We start from the raw sequence: 11,810 nt of genomic DNA, 5'->3' as shown, positions 1-11,810 counted from the left end.
TGGCGTCGTGAAATTTGTGTATCCATCGTTAAACCTCTTCTGTTTAATTTCAAAACCAGCATAAAACATAAGAGCTGTCGATTTACTGACCGCCCGATTACAAATTTGTCATTTATGCCCTTTATGGGGTGTTAGGTAGTTCAGCCGGATAATGGCTGAATACCGCTACTTTCTCGCCATCTTTATAGCTGATGACCTGGTAGGCCTCGGCAGGCTGACCGGGAACTTCCATGCCGGGCGAACCAATTGGCATGGCGGGTACTGTTAAGCCAGAAACATCCGGCTTTTGCGTTAATAAGCGTTTGATATCTTGTGCCGGAACATGGCCCTCAATCGCATAGCCATCCACAAATGCTGTGTGACAGGAACCCATGCCCGGCCCCAGTTTGGCTTGATCCTTATAGCGTGACATATTGTCAACATTATGGGCTTTGACATTGAATCCGTTTTGCTGGAGGTGCGTTATCCAGTCGTTGCAACAGCCACAGCCAGCATTTTTATATACCGTGACTAATGGCCAGTCAGAGTCGGGCTGTTGGTCGGAGCTATTTAGGTAATAAAACCCGATTAAAATAAAAAAGGCGAAGCCAAGTAGTCCCGCAATTTTGAGCGTAATTTTAGATTTCATAGCCGATTCTCTTAGGGGTAAAACGAGCCGTTCATAAACAGAACAAATTTTTAGAGATTATTATTTAATATAAGTGCTGACACTTTGCTGACCGGTGCATTACATATTTGTAATCTGCAATAAATAAGCTGGCGGACTATAATAAGTTTTATACTGAATACAACATCCGCTCTTTGTTATGGTTTTGGCTTTTATATCAAAAGCCTTCGGCCACAAACGAAAACACGCAAATAAAGCAAGTGATATGAAGATTTTATTGGTTGAAGACGAAGCAAAAACCGCCGATTATCTGAAGCAAGGCTTAAGCGAAGCCGGGTTTAATGTAAGCTTGGCTCGAGATGGCTTAGATGGTTTGCATTTAGCGTTAGAAGAGGATTTCGATCTAGCGATTCTGGACGTTATGCTACCGGGTTTAGATGGCTGGCAGTTGCTACAGGCTATGCGTAAACAAGATCGCAACTGGCCGGTTTTGTTTTTAACCGCCCGAGACCAGGTACAGGATCGAGTTAAGGGTCTGGAGTTGGGGGCGGATGATTACTTAGTTAAGCCGTTTGCGTTTGCTGAATTACTAGCGCGCGTGAGAGTACTGGCGAGACGTGGTAATAGCGCGGTACAAGATCAACTCAGCTTGGCGGATTTACAAATGGACTTATTAGCTCATAAAGTTACACGCCAAGGTCAACGTTTAGATTTAACGCCTAAAGAGTTTGCTTTACTGGAACTATTATTACGTCGTCAAGGCGAAGTTTTGCCACGCACTTTAATTGCCGCGCAAGTATGGGATATGAATTTTGATAGTGACACCAATGTCGTTGAAGTCGCGATTCGGCGTTTGCGTGCCAAGGTCGATGAAGGCTACGAGCCTAAATTAATCCATACTGTACGTGGTATGGGTTATTTATTAGAGGATCCAACAGAATGAAAATGTCACTGACTAGCCGTTTAGTGTGGTTTTTCTCAATTATTACCCTGGCCGTGTTGATCAGCTTGGGAGCCGTGTTAACACAAGCGGTGGATCACCATTTTCAAGAAATGGATCTGAGTGAACTTCAACTCAAACATCAACAAATTCAATATCAACTTCAGCGCACAGAAGCCAACTCTGGCCCGGTCGCTTTAACGGGTGAGCTCGATTACCTGTTGCCTCGTCAACTGGGTTGGCAGTTTATTATGTTTGATAAAGATGACCAACCTTATTATGCGTCCAATGTGGCCTTGTACGATATTCGCTGGGATCAATTAGAAGCAAATAAATTAATTAGCATACATTTGGGTGAGAATCATTATCGAGGCTTTTTGGACACGCAACAAACTACATCTGACTGGCGTGTATTGGCTTTGTTAAACATCGATCACCATGACCATTTTATGCAATATTTTTTGCAGATTTTATGGGTGAGCTTGGTGCTAGCTGTGTTGCTGATGACCGGTTTGGGTTGGCTGGTCATGAAACGCGCTTTAAAACCGCTCAAGCGCATGTCGGAGTTGGCGTCTAAAGTATCCAGCGAACATCTTGGCGAACGAATCGTGTTGCAAGATTTGCCGTCCGAGCTACGCGAGTTGGCCGGTGTATTCAACGCCATGTTGGATCGACTGGAAGCCTCGTTTCAACGCCTTTCGCAGTTTTCCGCTGATATCGCACACGAGCTGCGCACACCGGTTAATACCTTGTTAACCCAGTCACAAGTGGCTTTAAGTAAAGCGCGTAGTATTGAAGAGTACCAAGAAATCTTAGCTTCGAATATTGAAGAGTTTGAGTGTTTAGCTCGTATGATCAGCGATATGTTATTTTTAGCCAAGGCCGACAAGGGAACCTTAATTCCAGCGCATGAACGAGTGCATTTAGCAACAGAAGCTCAGCGTGTGATTGATTATTACCAGCTGTTGGCGAGTGAGCAAAATATTCAAATTAAGCTTGAAGGTGATGCGGTGGTGCTAGGCGACTCGGTGATGTTAGGTCGGGCGCTAGCGAATTTAATATCCAATGCGGTACGTTATGCGGACCCGGGATCGGAAATTGATGTGGCGTTAAGTCAAGTTGATCATCATGCGATTATTGAAGTCACCAATCAAGGTGTAGAAATACCATTGGAGCATCGTTCGCATTTATTTGATCGATTTTACCGTGTAGAACCGGAGCGCTCACATGATGGTGGAGTCGGGTTGGGTCTGGCGATTACGCGTTCGATTGTCGAAGCGCATGGTGGTCAGATTGAGTTGGCGAATGAAACGCATAAAACCTGTTTCAGAATTTCGCTACCACTCAGCCCAAGATCATAAATAAAAAAACCCAAAAAGCGGCAAAATCTTGCCGCTTTTTGGGTTCAGGTGAGTTAAGTCAGTCTATTATTGACCGGCTTCCATCTCACCTGTGGTTTTTAGCATTTCGTACCAAGCATCGCGCAACTCCGTCATCACTTCTACGGCGCTGTCTAGTTGCGTTGTGTCCGCTTCGTACACCGCGTCTTGCACGCACTGGTCGGCATAGCGATACAAAGCTTCTAAGTCGAAGGCCAATGGCGTTTCCTGACTTAGATACAAACGATCACGTAACGCATCAATAATGGTGGTCATACGACCCAGGTGAAACCCTTTTTCCACTAATGAATTGGCATCGTGACAAACTTTAGCTAAAGTGCCTTTATCTACCGCACCTTGAAGCAAAAGTAACACGGTTTTACGCGGATTGTCCGCTAAAACCTGTTCTACTTCCGGATCGCGCGTGTATTCTTGCAGCATCGCCTGATCGGTCGATTCTGTATATACGCTTGAGTTAATCATATTATTCCCCTGTGTGTTACCCCCTAAGGGGTTGTATTTTTTATAAAAAACACACAGGTTGAAGCATTAACTATGCCAAGCACCAGGCCTGGTGGCGGATTAAAATACGACTTGCACCGCATTCGCCGCGCGGGTCGCTTTTTCAATCGCTTTCTCAAGTGTTTCCGCACGCGCTAACGCCACGCCCATGCGGCGACGCCCATTGATTTCAGGTTTGCCAAATAAGCGCAACTGGGTATCGGGTTCCGCTAAAGATTGGTCTAGGTTGCCGAAGGCGGTTTGGCTAGATTGGCCTTCCGGCAAAATCACGCAAGACGCCGATGGCCCATGTTGACTAATATTAGGAATCGGCAAACCTAAAATCGCCCGCACATGCAAAGCAAACTCGGACAAATCTTGCGAGATTAAGGTCACCAAACCCGTGTCATGCGGGCGTGGTGAGACTTCACTAAAAATAACTTCATCGCCTTTAACAAACAATTCGACGCCAAATAAACCCCAGCCGCCTAACTCAGTGGTGACTTTTTCGGCCATTTGTTGTGCTTTGGCTAACGCCTTTTCAGACATGGCATGCGGTTGCCAAGACTGGCGATAATCGCCATCAATTTGGATGTGGCCAATTGGGGCGCAGAATGCGGTGCCATTTTTATGCTGAATCGTCAGCAGCGTAATTTCATAATCGAAATCCACAAAGCCTTCGACAATAACCTTACCTTTACCAGCACGGCCACCTTCTTGTGCATACAACCAGGCCTGGTGGATTTGATCTTGAGTTTTAATCACACTTTGACCTTTGCCCGATGAACTCATAATTGGTTTGACCACACAAGGTAAGCCGATTTTGGCAATGGCTTGAACAAACTCTTCTTCGGTCTGGGCAAATTCATAAGGTGAGGTGGTTAGGCTTAAGGTTTCGGCCGCTAAACGGCGAATACCTTCGCGGTTCATGGTCAATTGAGTCGCCCGTGCACTGGGTACAACATGAAACCCTTCGGTTTCGAGTTCGGCCAAGGTATCCGTCGCAATGGCTTCGATTTCAGGCACGATATAGTGGGGTTTTTCTTGTTCAACCAACGCGCGCAATGCTTGACCATCCAGCATATTGATGACATGACTTCGATCCGCGACTTGCATCGCCGGTGCATTGTCATAACGATCCACCGCAATCACTTCAACTCCTAAACGTTGTAACTCAATCACGACCTCTTTGCCTAACTCGCCAGCTCCGCAGAGCATGACGCGAGTGGCAGTCGCAGAAAACGGTGTACCAATTCGGCTCATATTTATTCCTTAATCAAACTGTTTCATCATTTCTAAAATGACACGGGTGGAATGATCGGCGGCTTTAGCCAAAAACGCATCAAATGCAATGACATTTTCCTTGCCGGCAATATCGGATAAAGCGCGTATGACAACAAACGGCACTTTAAATTGATGGCAAACCTGAGCCACGGCCGCGGCTTCCATTTCGCAGGCAATCATTTCGGGAAATTTGCCACGTGTAGATTCAACGTCTTCAACCAAATGCATAAAACGGTCACCACTGGCGATCAAACCGTGCATATGACTGACTTCTCCCAGCGCTTCAATACTGGCTTTGGCTTTGTTAATCAACTCAGAATCGGGTACAAAACAAGCCGGTAAGCCCGGCACTTGGCCATGCGCATAACCAAAGGGTGTGACATCGACATCGTGATGGCAAACTGAGCGGCTGATGACAATATCACCGACCTCTAAATCAGTATGAAAACCACCTGCCGAACCGGTGTTGATGATGGCTTTAGGCGCAAAATGGTCGATCAACAACGTGGTGCTCATGGCGGCATTAACTTTGCCGATGCCCGAGCGTAACACCACTACATCGCGTCCAGATAATTGGCCGTTGTAAAACTCAAAGCCGGCGAGGGTTTGGGTTTTAAGGTTTTGGATTTGTTCGCGCAGAAGAATAACTTCTTCTTCCATTGCGCCAATAATGCCGATCATACCTCGTTACCTAGCTCTCTTAGTTTATCCGCACTTAATAACAAGTCGTCGTTACGCATGACACCGATGTCTTTATCAAGAATACCTTGTGCGATTTTTTTGGCTTCATCTAATGAGTGCATAGTGCAAGTGCCACATTGATAAACGTTTAGCTCAGGAATATCTTCCTCTTTTTCAACTTTTAGCACATCTTGCATGGCTTTTTTCCAAGCTTCGCCAACGCGTTTTTCGTCAGGCGTGCCAATTAAACTCATGTAAAAACCGGTGCGACAACCCATAGGTGATACATCAATAATTTCAACGCCGTCGCCATTTAAGTGCTCGCGGATTAAGCCAGCAAATAAATGTTCTAGCGTATGAATGCCACGTTCGCCCATAATTTCTTTATTAGGACGGCAAAAACGCAAGTCAAATACCGTGATGGTATCGCCTTTTGGGGTGGTCATGGTTTTCGCCACGCGCACCGCTGGCGCGGGCATAATGGTGTGATCTACGCGGAAACTGTCTAATAAAGGCATGGCCAACTCCTAGGTTCTAAAATAAAATTTATTATGAGCTAAATATTCTAACAAAAAGCGCCGGCCAGCGTTCAACAAAGCCCAATCAACGTTAATGCAATTAAAGTCTATTTATCAAAGCATTAAACGCACTTTGGCCGTTATAATGACACTATAAAACTTATGGAATTAACCACCAGGCCTGGTGATAAGGAATTGATCATGACGCGCTTCGCAACCACTTTAACTCGCATGATTTTAGGCGTTAGTGTCTGGCTACCAGGCCTGGTGCAGGCCAGCAACGAACCACCGCGCCATGCGCTCGACATTATCCAAATGTTTTTGCAGAATCCCGACGATGCCGCCGCGTTATTTGATGGCGCGGTGACTGCTAACATGCGTGTGCCGCCCAAATACTTAGGCGTCAAGTTTTATGATCTGCGCACCGGTCGAGAAATGGAGCGTCAAGAAATACGAGAAGAACTCGGCGCGGTTCGACAAGATGGCGCTTATGAACTCATCCGCATTGCCATGCAGTTGATTCCGGCCAGTTATGAGCTCAGCGAAGAAACCCTGCAAGACCTGATGGACGCGGCGTTTTTAGCCAGTATGCGTAGGCCACCCAAATATATTAGCATCGAATATTACGACACCCGAGTGGGTGCAAGCGGCAAAGGTGGTGGCGTATCCGGCAGCACACCCCTTGAGATATACCAACCTGAAATGGAATCAGCATTCAATCCAGATGAAAACATTCACTCGCCTATTGATGAAAGCTTTGAAGGTTTAAAAGCCAAATACCAAAGTCTAAAGCTCGATCTTAACCATCCTGAAAATCAAGTTGCTTTGCCAATTTATGCGTTTGGTAAAACAAAGCAAGCGCTTAAAACCAACTTAATTTTTGCCATCGAAGATGTTGCCACTGCGTTGGATATTGAGTTTGTAGATTATGGTCAACGTGAGTTTGAACAAAGTGGCGAATATCAGGTTGTGTATGCGGTGGGTTATTTTAGCGGCAAGCCTGAAGTCTTAGAACAGCTAAAGCAGGCACTCTGGTAAGTAGGTGTGCCAGACAATTTAATGGTTGAGTTGGGTTTCAAATGCCCAAAAAGAAAAAGCCCCGAAAAGCGTGGGGGGACGCTAATCAGGGCTTTTTAGATGGTGCGAGCGGAGAGACTCGAACTCTCACACCAAAGGCACCAGAACCTAAATCTGGCGTGTCTACCAATTTCACCACGCTCGCAATACGGCATGTAAAAATCTTACTAGACAAATAAGATTTTCACTATATATGGTGGCTGCACCTGGAATCGAACCAGGGACACACGGATTTTCAATCCGTTGCTCTACCAACTGAGCTATGCAGCCATTCTTTAAGTCGGCGTATTATAGATAGGGGCTTGTCGACTGTCAAATACTATTTCAAAAATACTCTAGAAATCGACCTAGGGACAAAATAGGGACGAATCAGGGACGGCATTTGTGTATTTTTTCTAAAAAAGAGCACAAGACTCAACTCTTATTCTATCTAGCTTTAACTGACGTTTTTACTTGTTTGTGAACTTGAGAATGTCGTTTGGTGTACATTCAAAAAACTGACATAGTTTATCTAAGGCATCTAAATCAACTCTCTTAGCCTCATCTTTATATAGCAGGTCAATGGTGTTGCGATTAAGGTCTAACTCCCTCGCGACATCAATAACTTTTAATCGTCTTGCCCCCATCAAGGTAGATAAATTGGATTCAATCATAGCCCAACCTCCTAAAATTGATGTAACTTACAAAAAATCCATTTAAAATCCATAAAAAGCATTGCAAATACATTTAATTTGTGTAAAATCTATTCTAAATCGATTTTGTAGAGCAAATATCGACTTTATCAATCTTAATTAGATGGAAGGAGTTTAACATGAATTTAACTTACCTCACTACAGAAGAATTGGCTATGCGTATTAAATATAACGCAAGGACCATTCGCAATGATCTTAAAGACAGTGTTCTTTTAGAGGGGCGCCATTACATTCGACCTTTTGGGCAGCGTAAGATTTTATTTATTTGGGAGCATATTGAAGAGGATATGCATCAAGCGTCAAATAATTGTGATTTTTCCGTTGGAATTCCAATGTCAAACGGTGGCGTTTGTCTAACTCACTAAAGATAAGGAGGATAGGAAAATGGGACAAGTCAGAGTAAAAAAAGAAACGAGTAAGCTTTATTTTGATTTTGCTTACTTAAAAAAGCGTTGTAAGGAATATACGGCGCTTCCCGATACTGCTGCAAATCGCAAAAAGCTACAAAAAGTCCTCGAGCGAATTGAGCTGGAAATCGCACTTGGTCAATTTGAATATGGCAAGTATTTTCCAAACAGCAAAATGCTACCTAAAATCGAAAAAGCCAAAGCGCAGCTTAGACCGGGCTATACCAAAACCCCGCTCTTCAAAGATTTTGCAGAAACCTGGTATCAAGAGTTTTTACCGACTTGGCGTACCGCCACGGCAAAAGGGTATCGTGCTTATATCGATAACCGGCTGGTACCGGCGTTTGGGGAAAAGGAAGTCGGCGACATAACAAAGTCAGATATTTTGCAATTCCGTGCTACAACCGCCAAGTTAGGACACGGAAAGTTGAAGGCAAAAACCATTAATAAGTTCATTAAGTGCTTAAACATGATTCTGAACGAAGCCGCCGACCGTTTTAATTTTACGCCACCGCACTTAAATATCAAGCCGCTTAAAGAAGAAAAGGTACACATAGAACCCTTCTCTCTGGAAGAGGTTAATAGAATACTGGCCAACATCCGTGAAGATTGGCGAGATTATGTCTTGGTGCGTTTTTTCACCGGTCTGCGTACCGGTGAGATCGATGGCTTGCGTTGGGAGCATGTTGACTTCAAAAACCGCCAAATCCTCGTACGAGAAACCTATTCAGGTGGGCGCTTTGAATACACTAAAAACGATGGTTCACAACGTGAAGTGGATATGTCGACCTTGGTACTCAATGCATTAGAAACCCGTTACACAACCTGCAAGCCGCGTGCAAAAGACCTCGTGTTCTCACTGCGAAGTGGCAATCCGGTGCATACCCCTAACTTTTTACGCCGAGTATGGTCACCGTTATTACGACGGCTCGGCATCAAATACCGCAAGCCCTATCAAACCCGACACACCGCGGCCACACTCTGGTTGGCAGCGGGTGAAAACCCCAACTGGATTGCACGTCAAATGGGGCATAGCACTACCAATATGTTGTTTACCGTCTATGCGCGTTATGTGCCTAACTTGACCCATCAAGACGGCTCCGCGATGGATCGGTTATTGACCAGTAGTATTCAAATGCAAATGACCGAGCGGCCTGCTCAAACAGCGACACACGTCAAAAATACGCAACCTGACATGTCGCAAGACGAAGCCGAGGAACTGTCCTATTGGGATCAACTCCTCAATCAACCTGCTTATCAAAACCAATCTGGAGGTGCACTATGAGCCTGCATACACACATTGTCTTTGAACCTAATGACAAAAACATCATCGACCTATCTGATCCACGGGTACTGAATAAACTGGTCAGCAGTTTGATCTATCTGTTCCAGTTCAGCCCAAAAGCCGAACTGGCCTTTATTCTGGGCTATCCAACCGCCCAGAATAATCAACAAGTCTTGATCAACTGGATCAGTGATCAGCTTAAACAGGCTGAGTGGATTGATCCCAATGATCTACTCAACTTTTTGGTGACGCGTCTTAAACGTGAACTACTACACTGGCAGGAGGTGGCCTAATGAGCACGCTATTAAACCCAAAGGATGATTACATCATGAGCTTTGAACAGCCTATCACCACACAGCACGTTTTTGGCTATATGAGCGGGTTACACCAACAAGTGGGCAGCTTTGATTATGGTCAGCGTGTCATGGTGGATACGCTCAATCAAGCTGGCCTGTCTTTTGAGTTATCCGATGAAGACTATCAAGCACTGCTGCAAGCCTATCGTCAGATCGATATTCCCGCTGATCAATGGTTGTTTATTGAACTTGAGGTGGATGAACAAGATAGCGTTCATCACTGGCAAATTATCGTCTTACCCTATAGCCTAGACTATGCCACTTACCTCATGCAGTGTGCTTATCAACGCCAACAGGTGATCGAACTGTTGCAGTTTATCCAACAACTCGACAGTAAAGCCCTACAAAGTCTAATGTGGTCATTGTTATCACAGCCGCAACTTGCACAACGCTTCTTAGCAAACCCCGCCAGTAAAAACCATCATCATGCCTATCCAGGTGGGTTACTCGAGCACTCACTTGAATGCATGAAGATGGTTAAAGCCGCCATGGATCAGGTCAAACACTTCTCAAAACGAGAAAAAGACCTCACCCAAGTCGCGGCACTGCTGCACGACATCGGCAAAACCCAAACCTTAAACCCCAAAGGTGAACTGACCATGGAGGGTTTTAACGTCAACCACGAGCATTACACCTTGAGTGTGATGGCGGATGAGCTCAAACAGCTCAAGAAAAGCTATGAGCAAGCCGCTATTGCGCTTGAATACATGCTGACATGGAAGCTCACCGACGGTTATCCCAAGTTTATTGGCGCAAACCTAATCAAAGCCGCAGACCGAGTGAGTACCGGCGTGCAAATGCGAGAGGAAGCCTTTGCCGTGTTACCCGACTATTTTCACTTCACCCAAGTCCAAACCGCGAACCGTTCGGTTCATCTCAGTCGGTTGAATTGAAATAGCCCACCTCGGCATGGAAAAGCTGGGGTGGTATCATACAAAAAACTACAGGAGGAAAAATCCATGGATATTGATATGAAAGTTGTCCTTGCGGTGATCGCTTTAATCATCATGGCGATTATTGCGTTTAGCGGTAATGATGTGTTGAGTGGGAAATACAAGCAAGGCTCATCTGAATCCAAAATGGAGTGAAGTTTTTTTTGGATGCATCTTTTAAATTCATTTTACTCGTATATCTTTAAACCAAAATAAAAAGCAAGGTAGATGGGGGAACAAACTACCTTGCAAAACACCAGTCACTCAAAGCTAGGCATTAGTTTTTGAGCTGATTAAACATACCTTGGCTAATTAGAGAATCAACATTCAGATAATCAGCATATGTTGTTGATTATGCTGCTCTACTACTGATAGACCTTTAATAAAAGTTTCGTCTATTAGAAGGTTTGTCAAATTCGTAAGGTAGTGTTTAGAAATCTGTGTCATTCCTTTTTGAGAAATTTTAACGAAATGACACAGATTTCTAAACACTACCGAATTCAAGTGGTGATTGTGCATTTTTACCATAAAAAGTGTCTACAAATCTCAGGCCTTACCAAGTGCTTCCTGACGAACCTGAGATTTTAGGCATTCTTCGGCATACATCTTTTTAAGCCGACGGTTTTCATCTTCCAGCTCTTTTAAACGTTTAATCATGGCCGCATCCATGTCACCATATTTGGCGCGCCACTTGTAAAACGTGGCGCTGTTGATACCGTGTTCTCGACACAGGTCGGGAACTTTTATACCGGCTTCGTTTTGCTTCAAAATCGCCATGATTTGGCTGTCTGTAAATTTTGATGTTTTCATGCAGAATTTCCTGCGTTTTATTTTACGAGAAAATTCTACTTTTAACCTCGTTTATTAGACGGGGGGATTACAATGTCTTAACCATGCCTGCTGGTTTCTCTCAAAAGATTAGAAATGGCCAGCTCTACATTTAGCGACTTATCCAGGTTTAACTGGATAGCTAGAATTAAGACTGCAAGGTTTTTTTAATTTCTTCAAACTCTTCTTTATTAATCTCACCATTCGCATAACGTTTTTTTAGCAATTCCATTGCGCTCTCTGAGTTTTTTGATGGAACGCCCATAACTTTGATTAATAAAACAATAATAACGAATAATATCAACCAAAAAATCCACATACCG

General features: G+C 44.4%; 14 protein-coding genes, 2 tRNA genes and 1 pseudogene. 7 read left to right on the top strand and 10 right to left on the bottom strand.

What is annotated here, in order from left to right; genetic code table 11:
- Positions 1-121 precede the first annotated feature (121 nt).
- Positions 122-628, bottom strand: a complete 507-nt coding sequence (locus VIM91_RS11790) for a DUF411 domain-containing protein (protein ID WP_331865002.1) — start codon at positions 626-628, stop codon at positions 122-124.
- 244 nt (positions 629-872) lie between these two features.
- Here VIM91_RS11790 and VIM91_RS11785 point away from each other — a divergent pair, with 244 nt between their 5' ends.
- On the top strand, positions 873-1,550 hold the full coding sequence (locus tag VIM91_RS11785) for a heavy metal response regulator transcription factor (RefSeq protein WP_331865001.1): 678 nt from the start codon (positions 873-875) through the stop codon (positions 1,548-1,550).
- A complete protein-coding gene (locus tag VIM91_RS11780; RefSeq protein WP_331865000.1) occupies positions 1,547-2,908 on the top strand; it encodes a heavy metal sensor histidine kinase in 1,362 nt (453 codons plus the stop codon). Before VIM91_RS11785 ends, VIM91_RS11780 begins: the two co-directional genes overlap by 4 nt.
- Before the next feature lie 66 nt (positions 2,909-2,974).
- On the opposite strand, the gene fliS is transcribed toward VIM91_RS11780, so the two are convergent.
- From fliS to luxS, 4 genes are all read right to left on the bottom strand, one after another.
- Positions 2,975-3,409, bottom strand: a complete 435-nt coding sequence (gene fliS, locus VIM91_RS11775; protein WP_029933504.1) for a flagellar export chaperone FliS — start codon at positions 3,407-3,409, stop codon at positions 2,975-2,977.
- A gap of 99 nt (positions 3,410-3,508) precedes the next feature.
- Positions 3,509-4,690 carry a formate-dependent phosphoribosylglycinamide formyltransferase gene (purT, locus tag VIM91_RS11770; RefSeq protein WP_331864999.1) on the bottom strand — a complete coding sequence of 394 codons (1,182 nt, stop codon included), beginning with the start codon at positions 4,688-4,690 and terminating at the stop codon, positions 3,509-3,511.
- A 9-nt stretch (positions 4,691-4,699) separates the two neighbouring features.
- A complete protein-coding gene (gene mtnN, locus VIM91_RS11765; protein WP_331864998.1) occupies positions 4,700-5,392 on the bottom strand; it encodes a 5'-methylthioadenosine/S-adenosylhomocysteine nucleosidase in 693 nt (230 codons plus the stop codon).
- Positions 5,389-5,910, bottom strand: a complete 522-nt coding sequence (gene luxS, locus VIM91_RS11760) for an S-ribosylhomocysteine lyase (protein WP_331864997.1) — start codon at positions 5,908-5,910, stop codon at positions 5,389-5,391. Before luxS ends, mtnN begins: the two co-directional genes overlap by 4 nt.
- Positions 5,911-6,111: 201 nt before the next feature.
- Between luxS and VIM91_RS11755 the strand changes: the two genes are divergently transcribed.
- Entirely contained in the window at positions 6,112-6,948 is an 837-nt protein-coding gene (locus VIM91_RS11755; protein WP_331864996.1) for a hypothetical protein, read from the top strand.
- 100 nt (positions 6,949-7,048) lie between these two features.
- Here the strand turns inward: VIM91_RS11755 and VIM91_RS11750 are convergent.
- From VIM91_RS11750 to VIM91_RS11740, 3 genes are all read right to left on the bottom strand, one after another.
- Positions 7,049-7,132, bottom strand: a tRNA-Leu gene (locus VIM91_RS11750).
- A 49-nt stretch (positions 7,133-7,181) separates the two neighbouring features.
- A tRNA-Phe gene (locus tag VIM91_RS11745) sits at positions 7,182-7,257 on the bottom strand.
- A 179-nt stretch (positions 7,258-7,436) separates the two neighbouring features.
- Positions 7,437-7,640, bottom strand: a complete 204-nt coding sequence (locus tag VIM91_RS11740) for a helix-turn-helix transcriptional regulator (RefSeq protein WP_331864995.1) — start codon at positions 7,638-7,640, stop codon at positions 7,437-7,439.
- Between the two features lie 158 nt (positions 7,641-7,798).
- Here VIM91_RS11740 and VIM91_RS11735 point away from each other — a divergent pair, with 158 nt between their 5' ends.
- The 4 genes from VIM91_RS11735 to VIM91_RS11720 are packed head-to-tail and all read left to right on the top strand — an operon-like array spanning position 7,799 to position 10,620.
- A complete protein-coding gene (locus VIM91_RS11735; protein ID WP_331864994.1) occupies positions 7,799-8,044 on the top strand; it encodes a hypothetical protein in 246 nt (81 codons plus the stop codon).
- Positions 8,045-8,063: 19 nt separating this feature from the next.
- A complete protein-coding gene (locus tag VIM91_RS11730; RefSeq protein WP_331864993.1) occupies positions 8,064-9,371 on the top strand; it encodes an Arm DNA-binding domain-containing protein in 1,308 nt (435 codons plus the stop codon).
- Positions 9,368-9,664, top strand: coding sequence for a hypothetical protein (locus VIM91_RS11725; protein ID WP_331864992.1), 297 nt, complete (start codon positions 9,368-9,370; stop codon positions 9,662-9,664). The genes VIM91_RS11730 and VIM91_RS11725 overlap by 4 nt, the downstream gene beginning before the upstream one ends.
- Positions 9,664-10,620 carry an HD domain-containing protein gene (locus VIM91_RS11720; protein WP_331864991.1) on the top strand — a complete coding sequence of 319 codons (957 nt, stop codon included), beginning with the start codon at positions 9,664-9,666 and terminating at the stop codon, positions 10,618-10,620. The genes VIM91_RS11725 and VIM91_RS11720 overlap by 1 nt, the downstream gene beginning before the upstream one ends.
- Positions 10,621-11,211: 591 nt before the next feature.
- On the opposite strand, the pseudogene VIM91_RS11715 reads toward VIM91_RS11720, so the two are convergent.
- Together VIM91_RS11715 and VIM91_RS11710 are read right to left on the bottom strand one after the other, a co-directional pair.
- A pseudogene (locus VIM91_RS11715) lies at positions 11,212-11,469 on the bottom strand (transposase); the annotation flags it as partial.
- Between the two features lie 166 nt (positions 11,470-11,635).
- Positions 11,636-11,719, bottom strand: a complete 84-nt coding sequence (locus VIM91_RS11710) for an SHOCT domain-containing protein (RefSeq protein ID WP_331865003.1) — start codon at positions 11,717-11,719, stop codon at positions 11,636-11,638.
- Between the last annotated feature and the right edge of the window lie 91 nt (positions 11,720-11,810).

This window comes from Thiomicrospira sp. (genome assembly GCF_036568485.1).
GTDB lineage: Bacteria > Pseudomonadota > Gammaproteobacteria > Thiomicrospirales > Thiomicrospiraceae > Thiomicrospira.
Note: the sequence above shows the minus strand (reverse complement) of the source record. Positions and strands in the feature narration are given on the sequence as shown.

What these genes read in the sequence shown, in the direction of transcription:
- VIM91_RS11740 (WP_331864995.1), bottom strand. Translation starts at nt 7,640, where the DNA reads ATGATTGAATCCAATTTATCTACCTTGATGGGGGCAAGACGATTAAAA.
- VIM91_RS11755 (WP_331864996.1), top strand. Translation starts at nt 6,112, where the DNA reads ATGACGCGCTTCGCAACCACTTTAACTCGCATGATTTTAGGCGTTAGT.
- VIM91_RS11710 (WP_331865003.1), bottom strand. Translation starts at nt 11,719, where the DNA reads ATGGAATTGCTAAAAAAACGTTATGCGAATGGTGAGATTAATAAAGAA.
- VIM91_RS11735 (WP_331864994.1), top strand. Translation starts at nt 7,799, where the DNA reads ATGAATTTAACTTACCTCACTACAGAAGAATTGGCTATGCGTATTAAA.
- VIM91_RS11725 (WP_331864992.1), top strand. Translation starts at nt 9,368, where the DNA reads ATGAGCCTGCATACACACATTGTCTTTGAACCTAATGACAAAAACATC.
- VIM91_RS11785 (WP_331865001.1), top strand. Translation starts at nt 873, where the DNA reads ATGAAGATTTTATTGGTTGAAGACGAAGCAAAAACCGCCGATTATCTG.
- luxS (WP_331864997.1), bottom strand. Translation starts at nt 5,910, where the DNA reads ATGCCTTTATTAGACAGTTTCCGCGTAGATCACACCATTATGCCCGCG.
- VIM91_RS11790 (WP_331865002.1), bottom strand. Translation starts at nt 628, where the DNA reads ATGAAATCTAAAATTACGCTCAAAATTGCGGGACTACTTGGCTTCGCC.
- purT (WP_331864999.1), bottom strand. Translation starts at nt 4,690, where the DNA reads ATGAGCCGAATTGGTACACCGTTTTCTGCGACTGCCACTCGCGTCATG.
- VIM91_RS11780 (WP_331865000.1), top strand. Translation starts at nt 1,547, where the DNA reads ATGAAAATGTCACTGACTAGCCGTTTAGTGTGGTTTTTCTCAATTATT.
- mtnN (WP_331864998.1), bottom strand. Translation starts at nt 5,392, where the DNA reads ATGATCGGCATTATTGGCGCAATGGAAGAAGAAGTTATTCTTCTGCGC.
- VIM91_RS11730 (WP_331864993.1), top strand. Translation starts at nt 8,064, where the DNA reads ATGGGACAAGTCAGAGTAAAAAAAGAAACGAGTAAGCTTTATTTTGAT.
- fliS (WP_029933504.1), bottom strand. Translation starts at nt 3,409, where the DNA reads ATGATTAACTCAAGCGTATATACAGAATCGACCGATCAGGCGATGCTG.
- VIM91_RS11720 (WP_331864991.1), top strand. Translation starts at nt 9,664, where the DNA reads ATGAGCACGCTATTAAACCCAAAGGATGATTACATCATGAGCTTTGAA.